The following is a 26,058-nucleotide window of genomic DNA, read 5'->3' as shown; positions in this document are numbered from 1 at the left end:
GTTGCCGCTAAGGCGCGGCGCTTCGTTACTGCGCGACCTGAAACGTCGAGACTGCGCGGCGCAAGCCGTCGGCCTGTTCTTCGAGCGACGCGGCCGCGGCCGCCGCTTGCTCGACGAGCGCCGCGTTCTGCTGCGAGACTTCATCCATCTGCGAAACGGCGCGGTTGACCTGCTCGATGCCGTCGCTCTGCTCGTTCGAGGCGGCGGCGATCTCGCTCATGATGTCCGTGACATTGCGCACCGCGCTTTGAATGTCCTGCATCGTCGCGCCGGCCGAGCTGACGAGCCGCGAGCCCGTCGCCACGCGTTGCGCCGATTCGCCGATCAGCTCCTTGATCTCTTTCGCGGCCACTGCGGAGCGTTGCGCCAGCGTGCGGACTTCGCCCGCGACGACCGCGAAGCCGCGGCCTTGCTCGCCGGCGCGCGCGGCTTCGACGGCGGCGTTGAGCGCAAGGATATTGGTCTGGAACGCGATGCCTTCGATCACGCCGATGATGTCGACGACCTTGTTCGAGCTGCGGTCGATGCCGTTCATCGTCTCGATCACTTCGCCGACCACCGCGCCGCCTTTCATCGCGATCTGCTGGGCGTTGTCGGCGAGCGACTGCGCTTCGCGCGCGTTGTCGGCGTTTTGCTTCACGGTCGCCGTGAGCTGCTCCATGCTGGCCGCGGTTTCTTGCAGCGCGGCCGCCTGTTCTTCCGTGCGCTGCGACAGGTCGGTGTTGCCCGCCGCGATCTGGCGCGTCGCCGTCGCGATCGATTCGGAACCGTGCGTGACTTTGCGCACCGTGTCGGTCAGGCTGCGCTGCATCGTCTGCAAGCCTTTCACTAGCTCGCCCATCTCGTCCTGCGAGCGCGTCTCGATGCGGCCGGTCAGGTCGCCCTCGGCGATGCGCTTGAAGTGCGTGAGGATCTGCGCGAGCGGACGCGCAATTGCGCGTTGCAGGCTGAACGCGCAGCCCACGCACGCGAGGAGCCCGAGCACGATCAGGGCGCCGCCGATCCACGACAGCGTCATGAAGCGGTCCTGCTCGGTCTCGAACGATGCCTTGCCCTGTGCGCGCTGATAGTCGTCGAGCGCATTGGACGCTTTCGTGAGCGCGACCGATAGCGGCGGGATGGTCGTCATCGTGAGCGTGTCGGCGCTCGTGCGGTCGCCTTTTTTCATGGCGTCGACGAGCGGCAGGATCGCCTGCTGCACGAAGGTCTGACGCGCCGAGGACACCGCGCCGTACAACGCCTCTTCGTCGGCGCTGCGCGGCAGCGACGCGTATTGCTGCCAGGCCTTGTCGGAGACCGCGAGATAGTTGAGCGCCTTGTCGATCAGCGCGGGCACCTCCGGCGATTCGGGATGCAGCGCCACGCGGTCGAGCGTCGTGCGCACGATGGTCAGGTTCAGGTTGGCCTTGCCGATCGCGATCTGCGAGGCGAGCTGATGCGAATACGCGTCTTTGAGCGCGCGGTTGCTCGCCTGCATGCCGATCTGGCCGAGCAGACCGGTGACGATGAGCAGGACCCCGAGCAGGCCGAGCGTGCTGTAGAGACGGGCTTTGATGGACAGGCGTGTGAACATGGCGGGACGCAGTGGGCGAGGGGGAAACGCGCTTCGCGCTTCGCGCGGGCGCGGAGCGACACCCATGAATTACGGCAGGCTTGCGGTGAAACTTGAGGGGGGAGCCGCGGAAATGCCGGCGTGGGCCGAGTGGCCGTGCGCCGGTGCGCTTACCTTGGCTTACACGCCGGCTTGAAAGCGGCGGGGCTCAGCGCCAATCCGCGGCCGTGACAAGCGTGCCCCGGTGCGCGTGCGCGTCCCACCAGATCACACGCAGCAGCGGCGCGAGCCGGGAGATCAGGATCGCTTGCGCCGGGTCGCTTTCGATGAAATGCGTGACGCCGAGCGCGCGCACGGCTGCCGCTTTGTGCGCGGCGGCGCCGTCCGGGCCTTCGCCGTGATAGGCGGGGTTGCGCATGATGAGTTCGGGGCCGCTAAAGCCGTGCCGACTGAGCCACGCCTGTGTGCGGTCGCGGTCCGTTTCGGGGCGCCCGGTGACGATCGCGCGGACCGCGCCGATCGCGATGCCGGGCAGCGTGTCGAAGGGCAGTAGCGCGTCGCGTTCGTTCAGCGCGGCGGCGAGGTCCTCGTCATAGCGTGCGAGCGGGATGTCCGGCAGCAGGATGCCGTCGAGGTCGATCGCGCAGGCGGCGTAGTGGTGGTCGTCCGCCATCTGCCCTTGGCCCGCGACGACGGCCTGCTCCCAATCCGACCGATAGCGCTCGGTATGCGCCTGGCGCTCCCACGGGAAGAGCGCGAAGTAGCCGACCGCATCGTTCCCATAGTCGGGGCGCACGCGGCTCAGCTCATCGAATGCGGCGGTCAGCGTCTTCACGACGAGGCCATGCTGCTCGAGAAACGCGATGCAGTCGGCCATCGTGAAGCCGCGGCCCGAGATGTCCTCGCACAGCAAGACCTTCGCGCCGCGCGGTGGAATCGGTAGCGAGCTATCCCATGCGACCGTGCGCGTGGCGCGGTCATAGCGCAGGAACGCGACCGGCGTGCCCACCGCGTGCGACACCATCAGCGCGAGCGGCGCGCCGCCGCGCAAGATGCCGACGGCCAATACGAAGCCTTCGGCGAGAAGCGCCGGCTGCAGCGCTTCGATCCAATGGTCGAGATGTTCGTACGTCAGGGGGAGGATCGGTCTGGGCATGGTGCGGCTGCCGGCGCGGGACGGTTGCTGCGCGCAATTGCTGAAACAAGGAAGCGCAACATTATGCCTCTCGAATGCGCCGGCAGCGCGTTTGCCCTCATCGGGCGAGGGGTTGGGCCGCGCGCCGGTTCGCTTCGGCCCGTCTCGGCTCGTCAGCGTGTCGCCCAGTTCGCGACGTAGTCGGGCAGGTGGTTCATGGGCCCGTCCGGAATCGGCGTTTGCGCGACGACCGCCATCGGCAGGACGCCTGCCCAGACCTCGCGCAACATGTCGCCTTCGTCGTCGTGCGGGCCGCCCGTGCGGATCTTGCACGCCGCTTCGTCGAGCGAAATGCGCAGCACCGTCGTGGCGGCCATCTCGTTCTTGTCGCCAGGACGCGCTTCGATCGAGCGGCCCGGCGCGAGCTTCTCCATGAACGCATCGAGACGGGCCGCCTTGTGCTCGTCGGGCACGCGCTCGAACACGCCGTAGATCACCGCCGACCGGTAATTCATCGAATGATTGAACGCCGAGCGCGCGAGCACGAGACCGTCGATATGCGTGATCGTCACGCAGACCTGCGTGCCCGCCGTCGCCACCTTCAGCATGCGGCTGCCGTTCGAGCCGTGGATGTAGAGATGGTCGTCCTCGCGCCAGCACGCGGTCGGAATGCAGTGCGTGCCGGTCTCGTCGTTGAAGGCGATGTGGCAGACGTAGGCGGCGTCGACGATCGAGTGAAGCGTGGCGGTGTCGTAGTGTCCGCGATCGGCGGCGCGGCGAACGCGGGTGCGGTCCGTGGCGGGGGCAACAGCGGGAGCGGCGGCCTGGGTCATCGAAGTGGGTTCTCCAAAAAAGGGTTGATCGAGCGCCAAGAATAACGATCTCGTGGCACCATGATTAGACCCACGGATTTGACAGACTTTGGAGCCACGAGAATGGACTACGCGCTGCTCGTTTCGACCTACGCACGCGAGAACAAAGAGCGCGGGCTCACGCAGCAGCGGCTGCTCTACGAGTGTCTGCGCCACGCGATCCTCGATGGGCGGCTCGCGCAGGGCAACCGGCTCGCTGCTACGCGCGCGCTCTCCGAAGAGCTGAAAATGGCCCGCAATTCGGTGCTGTACGCCTACGAGCGGCTCGCCGACGAGGGCTTCGTCGTTGCGACGCGGCAGGGGTCGGAAGTGGCGCGCGTCGGGCTGCCGCGGCGCGATCCCGCGCCGGTGGCCGCGGGCCCGGACGTCACGCTCGCGCGGCGCGTCGACGGGCTCAATCGCGAGCGCGTCGCGCACGACGAGCAAAAACCGTTTCGCCTCGGCATTCCGGCGCTCGACGAGTTTCCGCTCGGCGCATGGCGTGCCTCGCTCGATCGCGCGTGGCGCACGGTCGGCCCACAGCATCTCGGCTATGGCAACGTCGAAGGGCATCCGGCGCTCAGGCACGCGATCGCGGAGCATTTGAAGGTGTCGCGCGGTGTGCGCTGCGAAATCGACCAAGTCTTCATCACCGACGGCACGCAAAGCAGCCTCGACCTGTGCGCGCGCCTCTTCGCCGACGCGGGCGCGACCGTATGGCTCGAGAATCCTGGATACAACGGCGCGCGTGCTGCATTCAGGTCGGCCGGCTTGAATATCGTGCCGATGCCCGTCGATGCGGACGGCATCGCGCCGAGCGCCGACGATTGGCGGCGCGTGCCGCCGAAGCTGATCTACGTGACGCCGTCGCACCAGTATCCGCTCGGCAGCGTGCTGAGCCTGGAGCGCCGCCTGTGGCTGATCGAACACGCGCGCCAGACCGGCACGTGGATCATCGAGGACGACTACGACAGCGAGTTCCGCCACGACGGTCCGCCCTTGCCCGCGGTGCAGGGGCTAGCCGCCGACGCGCCGGTCATTTATCTCGGCACGTTCAGCAAGACGATGTTCCCGGCGCTGCGGCTCGGCTTCATGGTCGTGCCGGCCTCGCTGACGGCCGCGATCCGCGGGCCGCTTGGGGCGCTGGCGCGGCGCGGACGCCCCGCCGACCAGATCGCGCTGGCCGATTTCATCGATAGCGGGCTGTACACGCGACACCTGCGGCGCATGCGGCGCCTTTACGCCGAGCGCCGCAATGCGCTCGCCGACGCGCTTCGCGCGCAGTTGGGCGGGATGCTCACGGTATCGGCCGGCGCGGGCGGCATGCATCTAAGCGCGCAACTGACGGCGCCGATCGCCGATGTCGACGTTTGCGCGGCCGCGCGCGGCGCGGGCCTGATCGTGCCGCCGCTTTCGTACTACTGCATGCCGTGCGTCGATATCGCGCGCTACAACGGTTTAGCACTGGGTTATGCCGGTGTGCCGGCCGAGAAAATCGATGGACTCGTCAAGCAACTCGCCCAGATTCTCGAGGGTTTCAAAACAAATCGTTAAAGTCGAAAACGTTTCCAGAAAAAACGCATAAAGACTTAATGCGATTTTCAAGTGAATTAAATAATGCATTCTGTCCGGTCAAATTTTCCATGCGAAATAGTTTGACTTTATGCGCTCGGTATAAATGTCTCGCGACGGGCGATGAAAGGGTGCTGGCATACACCACGCGAAGCGCATATTCAGGCTGCGGCGCATCGTCTGTTGGTGACCTAGAAGGCTTGCAGGAGCGGCATTTCTGGCCCGGGCGTTTCTCGCGCCGCAAATCATTATTGCGGTTTTACGCGGGCAATCGCCTCATGTCTGAGGAAATAATCTGCTACTCTTGGGAAGTGCTCCGGATAAACCCGAGCGGGGCAGGGTTTTTGATAAAATTACTTGTAGAAGAAATATTCTATTGTTAGCCTGCTTCTACGTTGGGGGCTTTTCCTTTTAGCGGCCGGAAGTGAGGTTCATATTTGATTCTTGTGTTTGCCGGCGCACAGACCTCAATGGGTAAATCTAGATCTATATCGGGGCGCATATGCTTACAGCTACCTGCACACAGATGGCACAGTTTTTCGTAGGCGACGTGGTGACGCTCAAAGTGGGCGGACCGCGAATGACCATCACTGATATTGGACCCGTGCAATTCGCCGATGGCGATTGGCTGCGCTGCCAGTGGTTCGACGACCACGGCGAGCTGCGCCAGGACCTGTTCTCACGGGACGACGTCAAGCGCGAACCGCGCTCCATTTCTCCGGGCTCCGTGCATCTGCGCAGCTACGCGAGTCCTATCCGCAACGCATTCTAAGGTTGTTTCTTCGGCGGTCTTCGAGCGCCGTCGAAGCCGTCCCGGCATGCGCGTGGCTGGGCCCGCAGCATGCGCGCACACTTCGCTTCAGACTGAAACGTTGAGCATGGTCCGGCTGGCATACTGCCCGGCATGAACTCAATCGATCCTATCAGCGCGGTCGTTCACGCCAATCCCTATCCTTACTACACCGAGCTTGCGGCTCGTTCGCCCTTTGTGTTCGAGCCGCGGTTGCGGTTATGGGTGGCGTCCAGTGCCGCTGCCGTCACCGAGGTGCTCGAGCATTCCGAGTTGCAGGTGAGGCCCGCGACCGAGCCTGTGCCGAAAGCGATTGCAGGCGCGCCGTCCGGCGACGTGTTTGCACGGCTCGCTCGGATGAACGACGGCCCGGCTCATCGGGCGCCTAAGCTCGCGTTGCGGCGTGCGCTCGGCAGTCTCGATCTGCAAACTGTGATGCTGCGCGCGCGCCACATCGCCGAACGTTCCGAGCGTGATTTGCGATGGCCCGGCGATTTATCGGCGTGGTTGTTTGAAATGCCGGTGCAGGTCGTCGCGTCGCTGCTTGGATTTGCCGATGACGCGTTGCCTGAGGTCGCCGCATGGATGGCCGATTTCGTCGCCTGTCTTTCGCCGTTGAGCACGCCCGAACAGCTTGCTCGCGCGAACGCCGCCGCGCTTAGGCTCGTGCAGCGCGTCAAGACGCTGGTGGCGGATGCCGCAGCCAGCGACGAACCTCACCGCAGCCGTTTGCCGAGCAGTGCCGCATCGACGGAAGGCTCATCACTCGTTGCCCTGGTGCGGCGGGAAGCGCAAGCCACCGATTGGAACGACGCCGACGCGCTGATCGCGAACCTCGTTGGCTTGCTGTCGCAAACCTACGACGCGACCGCCGGCTTGATCGGCAACACCGTCGTCGCGCTGATGACGCAGGCGGGAGTGGAGGACGAAGTGCGGCATACGCCGAGCAAGATTGACGATTTGATTCGCGAGACGAGCCGTTTCGATGCCTCGGTGCAAAACACGCGGCGTTTTGCGGCGACCGAAACCACAGTGTGCGGCCAGCGGATCGAAGCCGGCGCGGCAATCCTCGTGCTGCTCGCGGCGGCGAACCGCGACCCGGCAGCGAATGCGCGGCCGCACGAATTCCTGCTCGATCGGGATGATCGACGCGTGTTCGGTTTCGGCCACGGCGTCCATGCGTGTCCAGGCGATCAGCTGGCCTACGCCATTGCATCGGCCGCCATCGACGTGCTGCTCGATCGGACCACGCTTGCGCACCGTGACCGTCTCGCCTGGACTTATCGTGCGTCGGCCAATCTGAGGCTGCCCGTTTTTGCCGAGGCGTGAGAAGCACGGTCAGCGGCCGGCGGCGACTAGACACTATCTATATGTATACGGTGCACAGAGCGCTGCATCTTGTATACCAACGAAAGTATGCAACGCGCCGCTGCAGCGCTCGACGATGCGCGTGCCCAGCGGCGTCGACATCCTCAGGCGCCGCATCCGGCCACGGCATCAACGCCGTGCTTCGGTCGCCATCCGCAGCGCAAGCCCCGCGAGCACCGTACCCATCAGCCACCGCTGGACCTTGATCCAGGCCGGCCGGTCGCCGAGAAACGCCGCGATCGAGCCCGCCATGATCGCGATCGTCGCATTGACGCAGACGCTGATGACGATTTGCGTCGTCCCCAGTGCGAGCGACTGCCTGAGCACGCTGCCGTGCGTGGGATCGATGAACTGCGGCAGCAGCGACAAGTACAGCACCGCCGCCTTCGGATTCAGCAGATTGGTGGCGAGCCCCATCGCGAACAGTTTGCGCGGGCTGTCCTTGGGCAAATCGCGCACTTCGAACGGCGAGCGTCCACCGGGTTTGATGGCTTGCCAAGCGAGATACAGCAGATAGAGCGCGCCGCCGAAGCGCAACGCGTCATACGCATACGGCACGGCGAGCACGAGCACCGTAATACCGAATGCGGCACACAGCATGTAAAAGACAAAACCAAGCGCGACCCCGGAAAGCGAGATCAGGCCGGCGACGCGGCCCTGGCAGATCGAGCGGGAAATCAGGTAGATCATGTTCGGGCCGGGCGTAAGCACCATGCCGAGGGCAATCAGGCCGAACGCGGCGAGACGGGGAAAGTCGGGCATCGCGAGCACTCCAGTGAGACGAGTCAATGGGTCAGGACGTGCCCAGGCGCGCGGCGGCAATACGCTTCGCGTTTCCTGATGGTGATCCATCTTTAAGCGCCAGTTACGCGAGCCCGGCGATTATTGCATGCTTTTTGGGATGGTGTTGAAGCGGGCGGACGGGCGGCAGGTCAATTACCGGGTGGCTCGGCGGCGGTAGGCCGGCCCGCGGGAGGCCGCCCCCCCGGAAGGCCGTCCGGCTCAATTACGCGCCCGGTCGCGCTTCGCCGCGCGTGCCTGCACGCGTTCGGCGAGCCCCTTCGAGAACGTGCCGAGGCTGATGAGGCGGCGCTTCGTGTTGACCTCGTCGGCGACGCCGGCAGGGGGATTGGGCTGGAGGGCCCAGAAGAGCGCGATGATCCAGCCGACGACGGTCCACCCGAGGCAGGCGTTGAAGAGCGCGAGGACGAGGAGGTCGTGACGTTTGCGCCGGTCGGCGATGACCGCCGGCAGGAAGTAGACGCCAAGCGCAATGACCAGCTCGACGATTTGAGCGACGATTCCGCCTTGAGCGACGAATCCTCCGCCGTGCATGTCAGGTTCTCCAAAGGGTGCTGTATACCGATTGTCGCGCGATTGATAGTTTCGTGCAGCGAAACTAAGAGGGACATGCTGCGCTGCTCCATCGACATTGCTTGAGCAGGCGGCAAGCGTGGCCCCGTTCCGGTCTATCATGTTCATTTTGACCGACCGATCGGACAATCGAACATGACCTCCGCCGACACGACGCACCAATCCATCCAACTCGATCAAGACGCGCTCGTCGCGTTCGTCGATCGCAAATGGAACGACGAAATCGTTCCCGCGCTGACCGACTACATCGCCGTCCCCGCGAAAAGTCCCGCGTTCGATGCGGACTGGTCGCGCAACGGCTTCATCGAGCGCGTCGTGACGGATGCGGCGCAATGGGCCGAGTCGCAGCCAGTGCGCGGACTGAAGCTCGAAGTCGTGCGGATCCCGGGCCGCACGCCGGTGATCTTCTTCGAGTCGCCGGCCACGCGCTCGGGCAGCACCGAAACGATCGTGCTGTACGGCCACCTCGACAAGCAGCCGGAATTCGACGGCTGGCGCAACGACCTCGGCCCGTGGACGCCGAAATTCGAAGACGGCAAGCTGTACGGCCGCGGCGGCGCCGACGACGGCTACGCGATCTACGCGAGCATCAGCGCATTGGCCGCGCTCGATGCGCAGGGCGTCGAGCGGCCGCGCTGCGTCGGGCTGATCGAAACGTGCGAGGAGTCGGGCAGCTACGACCTGCTGCCGTACGTCGATGCGCTGCGCGACCGGCTCGGCACGGTCGGCCTCGTCGTCTGCCTCGACTCGGGCGCGGGCAACTACGATCAGCTGTGGCTGACGACGTCGCTGCGCGGGCTCGTCTCCGGCGACCTCGAAGTCGAAGTGCTCGACGAAGGGATTCACTCGGGCGGCTATGGCGGCATCGCGCCGTCGAGCTTCCGCATCATGCGGCAACTGTTTGCGCGTCTCGAGGATGCCGGGACCGGCAATCTGCTGCCGAGCGCGTTTCACTGTGCGGTTCCGGCGAATCGTCTGCGCGAAGCCGAGGTGACGGCGGGCATTCTCGGCGACAGCGTCTGGAAGACCGTGCCGTTCGCCTGCGGACAGGACGGCAAGCCGGTGCTGCCCACGACGACCGACGCCTGCGAGGCGCTGTTGAACTCGACGTGGCGGCCGTCGCTGTCGGTGACCGGCGCGCAAGGCCTGCCGCCGCTCTCGAATGCGGGCAACGTGTTGCGTCCGCGCACCGCATTCAAGCTGTCGCTGCGCGTGCCGCCGCTCGTCGATGCCGCCAAGGCCGTCGCCGACTTGAAGGCACTGCTGGAACTCGACCCGCCGTACAACGCGAAGGTGACATTCAAGTCGGACCCGGGCGCCGCGAACGGCTGGAGCGCGCCGGATTTGGCGCCGTGGCTGCAAACGGCGCTCGACGCCGCGTCGCAAGCCCATTACGGCGCCAATTGCGCCTACATGGGCCAGGGCGGCACGATTCCGCTGATGAACGTGCTGCAAGCCGGCTTCCCGAAGTCGCAATTCATGGTGTGCGGGGTGCTCGGGCCGAAGTCGAACGCGCACGGGCCGAACGAATTCCTGCACGTGCCGTACGCGAAGAAGCTGACGGCCGCCGTCGCGCAAGTGATTGCCGCCGCGCCTTGAATTAAGCGCCAGGCGCGCTCGCCCTACAGCCGGACGCGGACCTCTAACCCGGGCCTCTAACCTTTACCCACGCCACGATTGCTGATTTACCGATGACCGCTATCCCCACGACCGACCAAGCCGAGCTGCGCCTCTCCGCCGACGAACTGCACGCCTACGTTTGCGCCATCTTTGAGCAGGCGGGCAGCGCCGTCCGCGAGGCGCGTCTCGTCGCCGATCATCTCGTGGCAGCCAATCTGGCCGGGCACGATTCGCACGGCGTCGGGATGATTCCGCGCTATGTCGATGCGCTGCGCGAAGGAGAACTGAAGCTCAACAGCCACGCCGAAGTGATCCGAGACGGCGGCGCGGTGCTGACCGTGGAAGGCGGCAGGGGCTTCGGGCAGGTGATTGCGTTCGAGGCGATGGAGCTCGGCATCGAGCGCGCGAAGCGCAACGGCATTTGCGCGGTCGGTCTGCGCGGCGCGCATCACCTAGGGCGCATCGGACATTGGGGCGAGCAGTGCGCCAAGGCAGGGCTGGCGTCGTTTCATTTCGTGAACGTGGCAGGCGATCCGCTCGTCGCGCCGTTCGGCGGCGCGGACCGCCGCTTCGGCACGAATCCGTTTTGCGCCGCGTTCCCGCGTGCGGGCGAGCCGCCCTTCGTGCTCGACTTCGCGACCAGCGCCATCGCCTACGGCAAGACGCGGGTGGCGTACAACAAAGACAAGACGGTGCCGGCGGGCTGCCTGATCGATCACGAAGGGGAAGAGACGATCGAGCCCAAGGTGATGCACGAATCGCCGTTCGGCTCGTTGCTGCCGTTCGGCTCGCACAAGGGCTACGGGCTCGCGGTGCTGTGCGAGCTGTTCGGCGGCGCGCTGACGGGCGGCCTCACGACGCACGAACAGACCCTCGAGAAGACCAGCGCGATCATCAACGGGATGTTGTCGGTCATCATCGATCCGCAGGCGTTCGATGCCGACGGCGGGCCGGCCCAGGCCGATGCGTTCGTCGCCTGGGCGAAGGCGTCGCCGCTCGCGGCCGGCACCGAGCAAATCTACATGCCCGGCGAGCCGGAGCTCGCGATGAAGGCCGCACGCCGCGCGCAAGGCATCCCCATCGACCCGACGACCTGGGGGCAGATCCGTGACGCCGCGCTGGCGGTCGGCATGACTGCCGCGGACATCGGGCGCTTCGAGGGCACGGCCCGTCATTCTGCTTGACGCATGTCTCGTTCGCCTCGGCTCAGGCCGGGGCGAGCGATTCGCTTGCGCGCGTCGCTATTTTTCTCAATTAGGTCTCCTTTAGGCTAGGGCTGCTTCACCCACCCTCAACAACGTCTAAAAAGGAGATTTCCATGCATCTCGAAAATCATCATTCGTGCCGGCCGTTCGTCGAGGCGGACAGGCTGCAGCAGCTCGCGCCTTACTACGAGGAAGGGCGCAACGTGATGTGGATGATGTTGCGCGCGCAGCCTGAGCCGTATTTCAATCTCGCGCTCGCCAAGGACATCCTCGAACTCGCGCGCGCGGTGCGCGTTGCGGCGGTGCCGGTCGACTTCTGGGTGACCGGGTCGCTGACGCCGGCGACGTTCAGCGCCGGCGGCGACCTCGGCCTGGTGGTCGATTCGATTCGCTCGGGCCGACGCGAGCAGCTTGCCGCTTACGTGGACGCCTGCGTCGAATGTGTGCACGCCGTGTCGAGCGGCTTCGATATCGGCGCCGTCACGATCGCCATGGTCGAAGGCGCCGCGCTCGGCGGCGGATTTGCGGCGGCGCTTGCCCATCACTTCGTGCTTGCACAGAGCGATGCGCGTCTCGGCTTTCCCGAAATCGCCTGCAATTTGTTCCCGAGCATGGGCGGTTATTCGCTCGCCGTGCGCAAGGGCGGCATGCGGCACGCGGATGAGCTGGTCAGCGGCGGGGAGGCGCACGCCGCCGAGTGGCACGCGAGCCGGGGTCTGGTCGACCAGGTGTTCGGCCCCGGGGACGGCTTCATCGCGACGCGGACGTTCATCGACGCGATGCGTCCGAAGCTCAATGCCATCCGTGCGATGGTCCGCGCGCGGCGGCGCATGTCGCAACTCACGCGCGCGGAACTGCTCGAGTTGGCCGAGGACTGGATCGACACCGCGTTCGCGGTCGGCGACGAGGATCTCGCGACCATGGAGCGGCTCGCGTTGCTGCAAAGCCGCCGCGAGTCCCCCATGAGTCCGGCGGCGCACTAAGCCCCGCTAAGCAGCACTAAGCGCCGCATCGCGCAGGCTTCGGCTCACGCAATGAGCCGGAGCCTGCGCCGGTTTGCTAGCCACGCTTCGAATTCACCGGCGGGCATCGGCTTGCCGTACAGGTAGCCCTGCACGCAATCGACGCTCGCCGCCTTGAGGAACGCTTCTTCCGCGTGCGTCTCGATGCCCTCGGCCAGCACGTCGATGCGCAGCTCCTGCGCCACGGCGACCATCGAGCGCACGAGCGCCTGCGATTTCGGGTTGACGTCGATCGCGGTGACGAAGCTGCGGTCGAGCTTGATCGCGTCGAACGGAATGCGCGCGAGCTGCGACAGCGACGAATAGCCGGAACCGAAATCGTCGAGATGGACTTCGGCGCCTAGCTGGCGGAACTCCTTGATGAGACTGATCGCGGCCGCTTCGTTCTCCATCAGGCAGCTTTCGGTCAACTCGATGTCGAGCGGACAGGCATCGAGCCGCGCGTTTTGCAGCGCCTCTTTGAAGTGCTGCACGACGGTCATGTCGACCAACTGCCGCGGCGAGACGTTGATCGCGATGCGCAAATCGAGTCCGCGTGACTGCCAGCATGCCGCTTGCGCGGCGGCAGCGTTCATCACCCAGCGCCCGAGCGGTGCGATCAGCCCGGATTCCTCGGCGTAAGGGATGAATTCGGCCGGCGCGATCTGCCCGCGTTCCGGCGAATTCCAGCGTACGAGCGCTTCGGCGCCGAGCACCGCGCCGCTCTTCGTGCACAGGCGCGGCTGATAGTGGAGCGCCAGTTGCTCTTCTTCGAGTCCTTTGCGCAGGTTCGTATTGAGCCACACGTATTCGGCGACGCGCTTGTCCATGTCGGGCGAGAACACGCGATGCGCGCGCTTGCCGGAATCCTTGGCGACGTACATCGCGGTATCGGCGCTGCGGATCACGCTCTCTACTGTGTCGCCATGCTGCGGCGCGAGCGCAATGCCGATCGAGCTGCCGGTATAGACCTCGACGTGCCCGATGCGGAACGGCACGCACAGGCGTTCTTGAATGCGCAGCGCGGTGGCTTCGAGCTCGGGAAGCGTGGCCGTGGGTGAAAGCACGATGAACTCGTCGCCGCCGAGGCGCGCGAGCGTGTCGCCCGGCGCGAGGCAGGTGTTGACGGCGCTCGACACGTCGCGCAGCAACTGGTCGCCGAATGCGTGGCCGTAGTGATCATTGACCTTCTTGAAGTTGTCGAGATCGAGAAACAGGATGCCCACCTGAGTCCCCGCGTGAGTACCCACTTGCGCGTCGCCGGCGTTGTCGATCGCGAGGCGGATCTTCTCGTGGATGGCATGGCGGTTCGGCAGGCCGGTGAGGGCGTCGGTGGTCGCGAGTTCGGTGAGACGCGCGTGCGTGGTGCGCTCGTCGGTGATGTCGGTGCCCGAGCAGATCAGAAACACTTCGTCGCGGCCGCTGCCGCTCTTCACGAACGTGTTGCGAAAGCGATAAAGGCGTGGCCCTTTGAGCGTCTTGACGTAGCGCTCGACCTCCGACGACTTGCCGTTCCCAAAGAAACCATCGAGTTGTGCGATCGAGCCTGCGCCGTCCGCACCCGACAGGAACAAGGTGCGCGCATGCTTGCCGACGACGTCCTCTTCCTTTATGCCCGTCGTGTCTTCGGCGAGGCGGTTGAAGCGCTGAATGATGCCGTGCCGATCGAGCACGACGACGACGGAGTTCACCTCGGACACCACCTGCTCGGCGAACGACACCTCGTGCGCGAGATCGCGCGCGGCGCTGCCGGTGCGGTCATAAGGCGCCGCGGTGCCGGCCCACTCGGCCGCGCCGTGCTTCTTGCCGCTGAGGTCGAGCCGCAGCGGCTGGCCGTGGACGCGCACGTCGACGGCGAGATGCGAGGTGACGCCGGAGAGCCGGCGGATTCGCAGGGCCTGCTCGCGCGTGAGCGCAACGGCCACTGCGGCCGGCGTCTCGACGGCGGTGAGTTCGAGCGTGTTGCTATCGCTCGTGAGACGCCAGTTGGGGCGAGTCGAGCCGAACAGCGTATAGAGCGCCAAGCAGTCGTCGTGCGCTTCGATCATTGAATGTCTCCAGATGAAAAAGGCCATCCGGCGCACGGGGATAACTCTTTCATGTCATGCATTAACGCGTTTGCCTTGAAAATAATCTTGAGTTTTTAGCTTAATCGCGGGGGATTTTTTAATAATTAAAACGGTGTACTGAATATTGAGATCCGTGAATGTCATATCGAGCGGCGCGTGCCGATGGAGAGCAGGCGGTGGGCGGATGAGGCCCTGCCTCACGCGCAAAGGATACACACGATAAGCGATTGATTAACCTATTCACCCGCCTAGTATCGGCGCCAATGACGCGCAATGCGCTCGCATAGATTTGCCTTCGCTATCTTTGTTTTCAGATTTTTCTGGTAAATACCGAATTGGCACGGCGCGTGTCGTGCGTACAATCGCGAAGCACAATGACCACGCAAGGAGTTCGAGATGGGGATTCTGGTGATCGGTTTGTTGCTTTTTCTTGGCGTGCATTCGATTCGAATCGTCGCCGACCCGTGGCGGACCGCGATGCGCGCGCGCATTGGAGAACAGCCGTGGAAGGGCCTGTATTCGCTGACGTCGATCGTCGGCTTCGCGCTGATCATTTGGGGCTACGGCATCGCGCGGCGCGAGCCCACTTTGATTTGGACGCCGCCCATGGGCATTCGCCATCTGACGATCCTGCTCGTCGCGATTGCCTTCATCTTGATCGCCGCGGCCTATGTGCCCGGCAACCGCATCAAGCGCGTGGTCGGGCACCCGATGGCGGCCGGCACCGCGATCTGGGCATTCGGCCATCTGCTTGCGAACGGCACGGCCAATGCCGTGCTGTTGTTCGCGGCGTTCCTGGTGTGGGCGGTCGCGAGCTTTCTCTCGGGACGCTATCGCGATCAGGCCGCCGGCACGACGTATCCGGCGGGGACACTCGGACGCGATGTGGTGACCGTCGTCGTCGGACTCGTCGTGTGGGCCGTGTTCGGCTTCTTGCTGCATGGTCCGCTGATCGGCGTGAGTCCGATGGGGTGAGTGGGCAGACGGTAAAAAAATCCGCTGCGCTTTGACTTCGTCAGCGCCCGCAAGGAAAAACGACCGAAAACGCGCTTACTGATCGAGCGAATGTTGGAGGCGTGCGAAAAGCCGGTCTGATTTGCGATTCATCGACGGCGGCCGAATTATTTATGAATTGTTTATGGTCAGACTAATGCCTTATTCGTCTGATAAAACAAACGGCCCCCGTTGACCCGCTTCGTGAGGATCGCGCTTATGAATTGGCTGCATCGAGTTTGCTTGTCCGCGGCGGTGTTGTCCGTCGCTCATCCGTTTGACGCTTCGGCACAAGCCCAACTGACTTACGAGACCTCGTGGATCGGCAATAGCTTCGGCTTCGGCGACGGCAAGTGGGTGCAGCTCGATGTCGAGGCGATCAGCGTGGGTGCCGACGGCACCGTCTATACCAACGCGCCGTGGGACGAGAGCGGCAGCGAAGTCGGCGCGTACAAGGGCGGCGACAAGGTCGCGGTGGCCGGCAACACGCACGGCTGGGGCAACGCAGGCGGCGATGCGGTCGCGTCGAACGCGACGTATCTGTACGCGGGCATCTCGATCGGCAACGAGGACGGCGCGCTCGTCGGCAGCGACTATCCGCCCAACGGAACGACGTACTACGGCATCACGCGCCGCTTGATCAGCAACATCGCGACCGGTGCACCTTTTGCAAGCGGCACTGGCAACAGCGCCAACGCCACCAAAAACAGCTTCCTGCGCGTGAACGCGGTGCCCACGGGCACGGACGCGAGCATCCGCGGACTCGCCGCCACCGCGACGCAGTTGTTCGTCGCGAACACCTACGCGAACCGGATCGAAGTCGACGACGCGAACACGATGCGCCGCATCACCTCGTGGACGGCGCCCTCGCCGGGGCGCATCGCGATCGACACCGACGGCACGCTGTGGATCATTCAAGGGCTGCAGGACCCAGCGGGCCGCAGCATCGCCCACTATTCGCCGACGGGCGCGCTGATCGGCAGCGCCGTGCCGCTGCCCGCGAATACGGTGCCCGTCGACTTGACGATCGCGCCGTCGGGCCAGTTGCTGGTCGCGGACGGCGGACCGTCGCAGCAGATCCTCGTCTACAACAAGACGGCGTCCGGAAAGACCTCGCTGGCGGGCCAGCTCGGCACGCATGGCGGCATCTTCCATCCGACAGAAGGCGTGCCGGGCAAGTGGCGCTTAAACGGCATCACGGGCATCGGCTTCGACGCGGCCGGCAACTTCTATGTCGCGCAGAACGGCTTCGGTCCGCGCGCATTCGGCTCGACCTTCGACGGCGAGGGCACGGTGCTCGAAAGCTACCGGTGGACCTCGCACGATTTGAACTGGCGGCTCTACGGACTGACTTTCGTCGATGGAGGTTCGTTCGATCCGCTCCAGCCCTCGAGCGTCTTCAGCGGCTCGAAACACTTCTCGCTCGACTACCGGCAAACGACACCGGGCTCCGAGTGGAGCTATGCAGGCTTCACGCTCGACCGCTTCCAATATCCCGACGATCCAGCGTTCCACCTGCCCAAAGGCGTGCGCGGCGAGCCGATGGTGCGTCGCGTGAACGGCAAGCTGCTGTTCTATACGGTCGATATGTACTCGCATTACTTGAGCGTCTATCGCTTCAATTCGGCGAATGACGGACAAGTCGCGATTCCGTCGGGCTTCTTTGCGGAGAATCCGATTCCTGGCACGTGGCCCGCGGGGCAGCCGACGTACGGCGAATGGATGTGGCGCGACGCCAATGGCGACGGCCATGTCGACGCGAGCGAGATCACGGCGAATCCGTCCTCGGGCAATTCGGTGGAAGACGGCTCCTGGTGGGTCGACAGCCTCGGCAATATCTGGATCGGCGAGTTGGGCAGCGGCATTCGCGAGCTGCCGCTGCAAGGCTTCGATTCGGTCGGCAATCCGATCTACACGTATGCGAGCGCGAAGACTTATCCGATGCCGCAGCCGTTCTCGCGCGTGGCGCGCATCGTCTACGACGCGTCGAGCGATGCGATGTACGTGTCCGGCTATACGAGCGCGTATCCCTATGACGCCACGCATTGGAAAGAAGCGGGGCGCCTGCTCGTGCGCTACGACAACTGGAGTTCGGGCACGCCGCAAGCGCGCTACACGATCATGCTGCCCTGGGACGTGACGGCCGATCCGCAGCAGACGCCGGTCGGCGTCGCCGTGGCGGGGAACTACATTTTCGTGGCCGAGCTGTATACGGACCGCGTCGATGTCTACGACACGCGCAATGGGCAGCAGGTCGGATACATGACGCCGGGCGCGTCGGTGGGCGGCACGTCGGGCTGGGTCGACGTGACCCTCGGCATCAGCGCGATCGAGCGCAGCAACGGCGAGTACGTCGTGCTCGTCGAAGACGATGCGCGCGCGAAGATCCTGATGTATCGCTGGACGCCTTGAGCGATACTGGCGCTCTTTTATCTCGCGAATCTCGCGATAGGACGAGCGCCATGGCATCGCCGCAGTTGCAGTTCTCGACCGACAAGACCCGGCTCGACGTGCCGATGATCCACGCGTTCCTGCGCGACGAGGCGCCGTGGGCGAAGGGGATACCGTTCGACGTCGTGCAAAAGGCGATCGAAGGATCGCTGTGCTTCGGCGCGTATCTCGATGGCGTGCAAGTGGGCTTCGCACGCCTCGTGACCGACTACGCGACGTTTGCCTATCTATGCGACGTGTTCACGCTGCGCGACTATCGCGGGCGCGGCTATGCGAAGGCGCTGATCGACCACGTGTTCGCCGACGCTACGCTGGCGCGGCTGCGCCGCATCGTGCTCGTGACGTCGAATGCACACGAGCTGTACCGGCCTGTCGGGTTCACGGTGGTGGAGTATCCGGACCGGTATATGGAATTGCATCGGCCGGAGATCTATTCGGCCGATTCGGCCCGCTAAAATAGGCGCTTTTTTGGATTCCAGCATGACCGAAAACGAAGCGCTGCAACTGGCGACTCATCGCCACTACAAGGGCGGGCTCTATCGCGAGATCGGCGTCGCGAAGCATTCGGAGACGGAGGAGCTGCTCGTCGTCTACGAACATCTGTGGCCGCATGAGCGTGGGCTGTGGGTGCGTCCCGCGGAGATGTTCAATGGCGTGCTGGCGGATGGCTCGCCGCGGTTCAAGCGGTTGAAGACGGAGTAACCTGCTTCATTCGCAAAGGTTATGGCTATGGCGGCGAGCTTATTCGACCGCCAGCAAGCCCTCCGCCAATCCCTTCGGCGCCGAGCCGACTGCGACTTGCGGCGTGCCGTGCCAATCCGCGCAACGCTGCACCGCGCGTCGCAAATCCGCGATGAGCCCCGTGCCGATCCGCACGCCGGGTTCCAGATGCACCGCCTTCAATTCGAACACGCCGCTGGCGCGGTGCGCCTTCGCATCGACGCGTCCAACGAGTTTCCCCCGGCTCAGCACCGGCAGGCAGAAGTAGCCGAACTTGCGTTTGGCGGCCGGCGTGTAGCACTCGATCGCGTAGTCGAAGTCGAACAGCGCGTTAGCGCGCTTGCGGTCCCAGACGACCGGATCGAACGGAGAGAGCAGCGTCGTGACGGTCGAGCGCAGGCGCGAATTCGCGGCGTCGTCGATCAGCGGTTCCAGCTCGCGCGAGACGTACACGTCTTCCTTCCAGCCTTCGACGCGCACCGGAATCACCTCGCCCGCATCCGCAAGCGCGTGAAGATCCGCTGCATACGGACGCTTCGCGAGCCGGTAGTAATCGGCGATCCAATCGGCGCGGACCACACCGAGCGCGCGGCAGGTCCTGGCGACGAGCGTTTGCTGCGCGGCGTCGGCCGGCGGCAGATCGCGCGCGTCATCCCAATCGGGCAGCACGCGTTCGGCGAGATCGTAGACGCGCTGAAAATTGCGCCGCTCCGCGACCATCAGCTCGCCGAGCGTGAACAGCACTTCAAGATGGCGCTTCTCCGGTTTCCAATCCCACCAGCCGCTGCCGGCGCTTTCGCCCGCGCGCACGAAATCGGCTGAGCGCACCGGGCCGTCGTCGCGGATGCGGGTGAGCAGGGCGTCGATGTCCTCTTTGTGGCGCGTGTGCCAGTCGACCGAATATTTCCAGCCCATGCCGCTCGGATCGAGCATGCGATGACGCAACAGGCCGTAGTCCTCGATCGGCACGAAGCACGCCTCATGAGACCAGTATTCGAAGAGACGCCCTTCGGCGAGATGCTCGTCGAGCCATTGCGGCGCGAACGGCCCGATGCGGCTGAACAGCACCAGATACGGGCTGCGCGCGACGACGTGAATCGTGTCGATCTGCAATTGCGCCATGCGGCGGATCGCGTCGAGCACGTCGGCTTTGGCGGCCTTGCGGCGCGGCGGCGCGAGCAGTCCCTGGGCGGCGAGGTGCAGCGTGCGGGCGGCGGCGAGCGGGAGGGTCTTCACGGATTTGGTCGGTGAGCGGGAAGCGGATAGTGTATGTGGAGTCGAAGGTCCATTCACGAAGGTCCACAAAGGTCCACGAAGAGCGAGGGTATCGGCATGTGCACGAACTACGCCGCCGCGCGCCGGCGCATCTTCGAGAAGTACTACGGTGCGTTGCCGCCCGCCGACGATTGGCGCGACGAGATCTACCAGGACTATCCGGCGCCGCTGTTGCGCCGCGCGAGCGGCGGCAGCCGCGAGGCGCGGCTCGCGACCTTCGGCATGGTGCCGAAGGCGAAAGTGTCTCAAGATGCGAGGCGCTATACGACGATGAATGCGCGCGCCGAGACGCTGGGCGACCGGCCGACCTATCGCTCGGCCTGGGCGAAGCAACAGCTCTGTCTGATTCCGTGCGAAGCGTTCTACGAACCGAATTACGAAAGCGGCAAGCATGTGCGCTTTCGGATTGGGCTGGCGTCGGGCGAGCCGTTTGCGGTTGCCGGCTTATGGCGCGCGTGGCCGAAGCCGGACGGCGAGGACGTCTCGTTCACGATGCTGACCGTGAACGCCGACGAGCATCCGCTCATGCGGCGTTTTCACAAGCCTGGCGAAGAAAAGCGTTCGGTCGTGATCGTGCGGCCGGAAGACTACGAAGACTGGCTCGCATGCAAAAGCACCGATGAGGCGCGCTCGTTTCTGCAGTTGTTTCCGAGCGAGCTGATGGCGGCTGAGGAAGCGCCGAAGGTGGCTGCGCCGGGGCAGTGAGGTCTGAGGTCACCGTTGCTATATCGGTAGCTCCCTGCGGCGCTCAATGACGTTCAACCTTCGCGATAAGTCCACTTCCCCGCGACGCTAATTTCGCTCTTCACCGACCTCGCCAGAAAGCACTCCTCGTGCGCGCGATGATGCAGGTGCTCGACAGCCGCTTCGTCGGGCTGCTTCGCCCCGGAGAAGTCCACCACGGGCCGCAGCTCGACGGTCGCGATCCATGGCTTGCCGTCGGCGCCGCGCGTCATGTGTCCGGCCGCATCGTCGACGTACCGGTCGACCACATAGCCCGCCGTGCGAGCGATGTCGAGGAACCACAGCATGTGGCAGCTCGACAGCGACGCGACATACGCCTCTTCCGGATCGACATTGGCCGGATTCGACAGCGGCACCTTGACCACATCGGGCGAACTCGACGCGGGCACGACAGCGCCGCCGTCGAATGACCATTGATGCGCTCGGCTGTATTTGTTGTCGGTGAACACCGCGCCTGAGCGGTCCCATTCGATCTTCGCCCTATGACTGGACATGGCTTCTCCGTCTCCGTTTCGAGACGGCATTTTATCCGCATCGATCGGGCTTGCCGCGCGCTGATTTCGAGTGACGGGCCGGTACAGGTGTCGATGGGGCGCGCAGCAAGCGACCTGTCCTTATCGCGCGATCGCACGCACCGCTTTCGGAAATAGCGGATACGTCAGCAGCGCGGACAGTCCCGCCGCGATCCACACGCCGGTCCAGGAGCTGGCCGCGAGCAGATGCGGAATCGCGATCGGCGCGACGAAGAGCCCGCCGTAGACGACCGTGTTCGTCATGCCGAGGGCCGTGCCCGCGCGCTGCGGACCCGCGAGCGTCGCGAGCTCGGTGTACGCCACGCCGTGCCACGCGGACACACAGATGCCCGCCACCACGATCAGCACCACGAGCACGGCGGCGAACGCGTTGTGTAAAACGGCGACGGCCAGCGCCAGCACCGCGAACGAGCCCGCCGCGACGAGCGTCGAGCCGCGCAGATACGAGCGGCGGTTGCCGCGCTTGTCGGTGTACCGGCCGCTCCAGACGCGCATCGCCATCGCGCCGCCCTGGATCACGGCCATCGTGGCGCTGATGCCGGCGGCGTGGAGGCGGGCGAAGTCGTGCAGGAACACGGTCGCGAACGTGAGCACGGCGAACTGCGGCACGCACAGAATCCCGATGCCGAGCACGACACGCCAGATCTGGATGTCGGTGAGCGGTCCGCGCGGCGCGGCGCCGTCGGCGGGCTTGGCGGCGTGGGCAGCATGAGCGGCGACAACGGGCGGTTCATGCAACCAGCGCCACGCGAAGCCAGCGGACAAGGCGACCATCACCGCAAGCGCGCCAAAGACGCCGCCGAATCCGCGCGATTGAGCGAGCCACGGCAACAGCAGCGCGCCGATGCCGCCGCCGAGCGGCACGGCGGTCTGGCGGATGCTCATCGCGAGACCGCGCTCGCCGTCCTTGAACCAGCTCATCACCGCGCGGCCGCTCGAGCCGTTCACGCTGCCGCCGAGCAGGCCGACCACGCACATCAGCGCCACCAGCAGCTGAAGCGGCGGAATCGAGCCCGCCGACGGCACGGCGAACAGCGCCGTCACCAGCAGCATGAGCGCGGTCGAGACGAGGCCGGTCATCAGCACGGGCCGGTCGCCGAAGCGGTCGGTGGCGAACCCCCACGGCAGCTCCGACAGCGCGAGCCCCAGCCCCATCGAACCCATCACGAGGCCGAGTTCGGCGTTGCCGAGGTGATAGTCGTGGCGCATCCAGATGGCGGTCGTCGGAATGCCGGTCGCCGTGGCCGAAAAGCTCGCGTTCGCCACCACGCCGACGCCGAGCACCTTCCATTTATGTGAGGCGCCGAGGGCGCGGTTCGCTTGCCCGACGGGAGTGATCAGAGATGAGGATTCCATGAACGTCCCTTGGTAAGAGGATTTGACGGACGCAGTTTGGCACCCTATATTCATCCTGAATATCGGAAAGTTTTTGACGAATCGTTCGATGAAACAGGATGGTCAAATGAGCCAGGTGAACTTCGATTTGGCGAGCTTGCGCAGCTTCGTGACGGGCATGGACATGGGCAGTTTCGCCAAGGCGGCGGACAAGATCGGGCGCTCGACCTCCGCGATCAGCGCGCAGATCAAGAAGCTGGAGGAGCAGGCCGGCACGCCGCTCTTTCGCAAGGCGGGCCGCGGGCTGGCGCTGACCGATGCGGGCGAGATGATGCTGCGCTACGCGCGGCGCTTGATCGAACTGAACGACGAAGCGACGGCAGCGGTGCGTGGCACCGATCTCGAAGGCTGGGTGCGGCTCGGCTTGCAGGAGGATTTCGGCGAGACGCTGCTGCCGGAGGTGCTCGGGTTGTTTGCGCGGGCCCATCCGAAGGTGCGCATCGAAGCGCGCGTCGCGCGCAATGCCGACTTGGTGACGCGGCTCGAAGCGAACGAGCTCGATCTTGCGCTGATCTGGGACAGCGGACCGACCTCGACGTACGCGCAGCGCGTGGACGGCCGCGTCGATCTGGTCGCGAGGCCCGCGATGCGCTGGATCGGCGCGAAGTCGCTGAGCTGGCGCGTGGCGTCGGGCGAACCGCTGCCGCTCATCGCGATCGACGGGCCCTGCCTGTTGTACGACGCGGCCCGCGCTGCGCTCGATCGCGCGGGGATACCGTGGCGCGTCGTGTTCACGAGCCCGAGTCTGGCGGGATTGTGGGCGGCGGCGTCGGCGGGGCTCGGGTTGACCGTGCGTACGGTCTACGGCGTGCCGCCGTCGCTGATCGCCTTCGACGCGAAAGCGCACGGCCTGCCGCCGCTGCCGCAGCTTTCGCTGATGCTGCTGCGCGGATCGTCGACGGTGACGCCCCCAGTCGAACGGCTTGCGGAGCTCATGATGAATTCGGTGCGCGGATTTACGAATCCGCTCGATAGCGAAGCGGCGTAGTAAGGGGAGTGCGATCCCAGCTTGCCGATTTCACGATTCGACACGCTAATCCGCGCTGCTGCATTACCGTGGCCGCGGCGGTTCTCGCCTTTGCTGCTGCACGGCGGCGAGCCGTTTGGTGCTCGATTGGACGGCCATTGCGATGACGGCTGCTTCGGCAAACGCTGCGGCGGGCGTTTGACGCGTTAGCGCAAACGACAGCCAGAGACAGAACGCGGCGAACGAAAACCGTCCGAGCACCATGCCGCGCAAGAGCGAGATGACGAAGTCAGGCCCGTGGGCGCGATGCGACGATACCAACAACACGATGCCGAGCAATGGGAACACCGCCAGGAGGCCGCTCCATTTCGCGCCGAGCAGCCCCGAGAGCGAAGTGACGAGCACGGTAAGTACCGCGCCGGCCAGCATGCGTCCGATCAGATCGGCGCGAGCAAGCGGGGCGCCTGCCGAGGCGCGGTTGCTGCGAGGCAGAAACGATTGACCGAAGCAGACCGCGGCCAGGGCCATCGCCGCGGCCCAGAGCGGCGACACCGGCAACAGCGATAGCGCGCAAGCCGATACGAACCACGCCGCCAGACCCGCCCCCAGTGCGATTGGCCATGAGCGCGCCCGGCACATCCACGCGTAGGCGAAGTTGAACGCTTCCGAAGCGAGAATCGCCGACAGCGAAAGTATCGCGGCGTGGGCCCCAAACAGCGGACCGTGCTGAAGAACGAGCAGATAAAGAATCGGGCCGGCAACGACCGGGAGGCCGGCGAGCCATCCGGCTACAGATGGCCCCCACCACTTGCCGGACGTCGAGACGAATAAGAGAAATGCCGGGACAAGCGTGAGCTTGAGAGCGAGCATGGTGGAAGCTGAGGGTGTTAAAGCGGGATATTAACAGCGCCGATGATGCCGCCTGCCGGCCTTTCCATACCCTCCGACTGCGATTGAGCGGATCGTCCCTCCGATCCCGTCGTCGCTGGTCCGTCAACGTTAACCCGCGCCACGTCAATCGCTTGTGATGGGCCGTCGCGGGACAACGTCGCAATGAGCACGTTGGCGTTCGCCGCAGCCAATGTTCGCTAGCGATCATCCATCGCGTTTATCTCCGTGCTCCCGAATCGAATCAGACGAATGCGTGGGACAGCGAACGGTTCACGTGTTGGGAACCCCCTAACTTAACCTCACGCAATCGGGCTGCAACCGTGGGGGACACGGTTGCAGCCTATCAAGACGGATATGGGCCCTCGAAGGTCCAGATATATTAATTAGGATCGCAAAATGAAACGGAATAATCGGGGACACGGGGAGTGGGCGCCATTGAAAGTGCTGGCGATGTTGACGGTCAGCATGCATGTGGCAGGGGCATATGCGCAGCAAAGCGGCGACACGCCGGCCAACGCTGCGCCGGTACATGCCGTCGTGGCGGCGAGCCAGGCAAGTCAGTCAGATCGGCTCGAAGTCGCGCAGGGGGCGGCGACCGAGTGTCCGGCACCGGGGGCAGCGGACTGCCCGCGCAGGGATGCCGATTTGTCGATGACGGACGCGCCTGCAAGCGGATACGGAGATGACGCGACTACCGGCGGCGATTCTGGCAGCTCCGGCGCCATCGGGATAACGGGTGGCGGTGGAGGCGGCGGCACGGGTACGGGAAGTCCCGGCACGGCGGCGACGACGGGTGGCAACCCGGGGCACGGTGGCAACGGCGGCGCGGGATCAGGGACCGCGGGCCCGGTTGCGTCGGGCAACGGGACCGGGGGCTCCGGCAACCCAGGCGCGGGAAACACGGGAACTGGCAACTCGGGTAATGGTGGAACCGTTGCGGGCGGTCAGGGCACGGGTGGCCAAGGCACGGGCGGTCAGGGTGCGGGCGGTCAGGGCACGGGTGGTCAGGGCACGGGTGGTCAGGGTGCCGGTGGTCAGGGCACGGGTGGCCAAGGCACGGGTGGTCAGGGCGCAGGTGGTCAGGGCACGGGTGGTCAGGGCACGGGTGGTCAGGGCACGGGTGGTCAGGGCACGGGTGGTCAGGGCACGGGTGGCCAGGGCGCGGGTGGTCAGGGCGCGGGTGGTCAGGGCACAGGTGGTCAAGGTAACGGCGGCCAAGGTGCCGGTGGTCAAGGCAACGGCGGTCAAGGTAACGGCGGTCAAGGTAACGGCGGTCAAGGTAACGGCGGTCAAGGTAACGGTGGTCAAGGTAACGGTGGTCAGGGGCACGGCGGCCAGGGCAACGGAGGCCAAGGTAACGGCGGCCAAGGTAACGGCGGTCAAGGCAACGGAGGCCAAGGTAACGGCGGCCAAGGTAACGGCGGTCAAGGCAACGGCGGTCAAGGTAACGGCGGCCAAGGGAACGGCGGCCAAGGCAACGGCGGCCAAGGTAACGGCGGTCAGGGGCACGGCGGCCAGGGCAACGGAGGCCAGGGTAACGGAGGCCAGGGTA

Annotated in this window: 23 protein-coding genes and 1 riboswitch; of the genes, 13 read left to right on the top strand and 10 right to left on the bottom strand. The window is 65.2% G+C overall.

Annotation, left to right across the window (positions count from 1 at the left end):
* Positions 1 to 25 precede the first annotated feature (25 nt).
* From AAHK20_RS29290 to AAHK20_RS29280, 3 genes are all read right to left on the bottom strand, one after another.
* Positions 26 to 1,573 (bottom strand): methyl-accepting chemotaxis protein, encoded by a 1,548-nt coding sequence (locus AAHK20_RS29290; protein WP_449184997.1) that lies wholly within the window; start codon positions 1,571 to 1,573, stop codon positions 26 to 28.
* A gap of 187 nt (positions 1,574 to 1,760) precedes the next feature.
* Complete coding sequence (locus tag AAHK20_RS29285; RefSeq protein WP_449184996.1) at positions 1,761 to 2,708, bottom strand: phosphoribosyltransferase; 948 nt, start codon at positions 2,706 to 2,708, stop codon at positions 1,761 to 1,763.
* A 152-nt stretch (positions 2,709 to 2,860) separates the two neighbouring features.
* Positions 2,861 to 3,520: a pyridoxamine 5'-phosphate oxidase family protein gene (locus tag AAHK20_RS29280; RefSeq protein WP_449184995.1), complete on the bottom strand. Its 660-nt coding sequence runs from the start codon at positions 3,518 to 3,520 to the stop codon at positions 2,861 to 2,863.
* 102 nt (positions 3,521 to 3,622) lie between these two features.
* On the opposite strand from AAHK20_RS29280, the gene pdxR reads away from it, so the two are divergent.
* The 3 genes from pdxR (at position 3,623) to AAHK20_RS29265 (ending at position 7,229) form a co-directional block, all read left to right on the top strand.
* A complete protein-coding gene (gene pdxR, locus AAHK20_RS29275) occupies positions 3,623 to 5,092 on the top strand; it encodes a MocR-like pyridoxine biosynthesis transcription factor PdxR (protein ID WP_449184994.1) in 1,470 nt (489 codons plus the stop codon).
* Positions 5,093 to 5,612: 520 nt separating this feature from the next.
* Entirely contained in the window at positions 5,613 to 5,882 is a 270-nt protein-coding gene (locus AAHK20_RS29270; RefSeq protein WP_449184993.1) for a YodC family protein, read from the top strand.
* Between the two features lie 132 nt (positions 5,883 to 6,014).
* Positions 6,015 to 7,229: a cytochrome P450 gene (locus AAHK20_RS29265; protein WP_449184992.1), complete on the top strand. Its 1,215-nt coding sequence runs from the start codon at positions 6,015 to 6,017 to the stop codon at positions 7,227 to 7,229.
* A 168-nt stretch (positions 7,230 to 7,397) separates the two neighbouring features.
* Here the strand turns inward: AAHK20_RS29265 and AAHK20_RS29260 are convergent, their stop codons facing one another.
* Together AAHK20_RS29260 and AAHK20_RS29255 are read right to left on the bottom strand one after the other, a co-directional pair.
* A complete protein-coding gene (locus AAHK20_RS29260) occupies positions 7,398 to 8,030 on the bottom strand; it encodes a LysE family translocator (protein WP_449184991.1) in 633 nt (210 codons plus the stop codon).
* A 33-nt stretch (positions 8,031 to 8,063) separates the two neighbouring features.
* A riboswitch (ZMP/ZTP riboswitch) is annotated at positions 8,064 to 8,147 on the bottom strand.
* Positions 8,148 to 8,270: 123 nt separating this feature from the next.
* Complete coding sequence (locus tag AAHK20_RS29255) at positions 8,271 to 8,603, bottom strand: superinfection immunity protein (RefSeq protein WP_449184990.1); 333 nt, start codon at positions 8,601 to 8,603, stop codon at positions 8,271 to 8,273.
* A gap of 174 nt (positions 8,604 to 8,777) precedes the next feature.
* Between AAHK20_RS29255 and AAHK20_RS29250 the strand changes: the two genes are divergently transcribed.
* From AAHK20_RS29250 to AAHK20_RS29240, 3 genes are all read left to right on the top strand, one after another.
* On the top strand, positions 8,778 to 10,241 hold the full coding sequence (locus tag AAHK20_RS29250; protein ID WP_449184989.1) for a M20 family metallopeptidase: 1,464 nt from the start codon (positions 8,778 to 8,780) through the stop codon (positions 10,239 to 10,241).
* A gap of 92 nt (positions 10,242 to 10,333) precedes the next feature.
* A complete protein-coding gene (locus AAHK20_RS29245; protein ID WP_449184988.1) occupies positions 10,334 to 11,446 on the top strand; it encodes a malate/lactate/ureidoglycolate dehydrogenase in 1,113 nt (370 codons plus the stop codon).
* 134 nt (positions 11,447 to 11,580) lie between these two features.
* Entirely contained in the window at positions 11,581 to 12,450 is an 870-nt protein-coding gene (locus AAHK20_RS29240) for a crotonase/enoyl-CoA hydratase family protein (protein WP_449184987.1), read from the top strand.
* A gap of 44 nt (positions 12,451 to 12,494) precedes the next feature.
* On the opposite strand, the gene pdeR is transcribed toward AAHK20_RS29240, so the two are convergent.
* A complete protein-coding gene (pdeR, locus tag AAHK20_RS29235; protein WP_449184986.1) occupies positions 12,495 to 14,516 on the bottom strand; it encodes a cyclic di-GMP phosphodiesterase in 2,022 nt (673 codons plus the stop codon).
* Between the two features lie 417 nt (positions 14,517 to 14,933).
* Here pdeR and AAHK20_RS29230 point away from each other — a divergent pair, with 417 nt between their 5' ends.
* From AAHK20_RS29230 to AAHK20_RS29215, 4 genes are all read left to right on the top strand, one after another.
* Complete coding sequence (locus tag AAHK20_RS29230; protein WP_449184985.1) at positions 14,934 to 15,512, top strand: NnrU family protein; 579 nt, start codon at positions 14,934 to 14,936, stop codon at positions 15,510 to 15,512.
* Positions 15,513 to 15,749: 237 nt separating this feature from the next.
* Complete coding sequence (locus AAHK20_RS29225; RefSeq protein ID WP_449184984.1) at positions 15,750 to 17,942, top strand: NHL repeat-containing protein; 2,193 nt, start codon at positions 15,750 to 15,752, stop codon at positions 17,940 to 17,942.
* Positions 17,943 to 17,992: 50 nt separating this feature from the next.
* Entirely contained in the window at positions 17,993 to 18,436 is a 444-nt protein-coding gene (locus AAHK20_RS29220; protein ID WP_449184983.1) for a GNAT family N-acetyltransferase, read from the top strand.
* A 25-nt stretch (positions 18,437 to 18,461) separates the two neighbouring features.
* On the top strand, positions 18,462 to 18,683 hold the full coding sequence (locus AAHK20_RS29215; protein WP_449184982.1) for a DUF1653 domain-containing protein: 222 nt from the start codon (positions 18,462 to 18,464) through the stop codon (positions 18,681 to 18,683).
* Between the two features lie 39 nt (positions 18,684 to 18,722).
* Here AAHK20_RS29215 and AAHK20_RS29210 read toward each other — a convergent pair whose 3' ends face one another.
* Positions 18,723 to 19,937, bottom strand: a complete 1,215-nt coding sequence (locus AAHK20_RS29210; protein ID WP_449184981.1) for a winged helix-turn-helix domain-containing protein — start codon at positions 19,935 to 19,937, stop codon at positions 18,723 to 18,725.
* Between the two features lie 96 nt (positions 19,938 to 20,033).
* Between AAHK20_RS29210 and AAHK20_RS29205 the strand changes: the two genes are divergently transcribed.
* The gene (locus tag AAHK20_RS29205) at positions 20,034 to 20,681 is read left to right on the top strand and encodes an SOS response-associated peptidase (protein WP_449184980.1); all 648 of its coding nucleotides are present in this window, start codon (positions 20,034 to 20,036) and stop codon (positions 20,679 to 20,681) included.
* A 53-nt stretch (positions 20,682 to 20,734) separates the two neighbouring features.
* Here the strand turns inward: AAHK20_RS29205 and AAHK20_RS29200 are convergent, their stop codons facing one another.
* Both AAHK20_RS29200 and AAHK20_RS29195 read right to left on the bottom strand, forming a co-directional pair.
* Positions 20,735 to 21,214, bottom strand: a complete 480-nt coding sequence (locus AAHK20_RS29200; protein WP_449184979.1) for an OsmC family protein — start codon at positions 21,212 to 21,214, stop codon at positions 20,735 to 20,737.
* A gap of 120 nt (positions 21,215 to 21,334) precedes the next feature.
* Positions 21,335 to 22,609, bottom strand: a complete 1,275-nt coding sequence (locus AAHK20_RS29195) for an MFS transporter (protein WP_449184978.1) — start codon at positions 22,607 to 22,609, stop codon at positions 21,335 to 21,337.
* A gap of 106 nt (positions 22,610 to 22,715) precedes the next feature.
* Between AAHK20_RS29195 and AAHK20_RS29190 the strand changes: the two genes are divergently transcribed.
* Positions 22,716 to 23,636: a LysR substrate-binding domain-containing protein gene (locus AAHK20_RS29190; protein WP_449184977.1), complete on the top strand. Its 921-nt coding sequence runs from the start codon at positions 22,716 to 22,718 to the stop codon at positions 23,634 to 23,636.
* A 63-nt stretch (positions 23,637 to 23,699) separates the two neighbouring features.
* On the opposite strand, the gene AAHK20_RS29185 is transcribed toward AAHK20_RS29190, so the two are convergent.
* Positions 23,700 to 24,485 (bottom strand): hypothetical protein, encoded by a 786-nt coding sequence (locus AAHK20_RS29185; protein WP_449184976.1) that lies wholly within the window; start codon positions 24,483 to 24,485, stop codon positions 23,700 to 23,702.
* Between the two features lie 417 nt (positions 24,486 to 24,902).
* Here AAHK20_RS29185 and AAHK20_RS29180 point away from each other — a divergent pair.
* Positions 24,903 to 26,058, top strand: a 1,156-nt coding sequence (locus AAHK20_RS29180; RefSeq protein WP_449184975.1) for a hypothetical protein, incomplete at its 3' end; no start/stop codon positions are given.

Source organism: Trinickia camelliae (assembly GCF_053525655.1).
The sequence above is the reverse complement of the archived record's forward strand: the minus strand, read 5'-3'. Positions and strand labels throughout refer to the sequence as shown.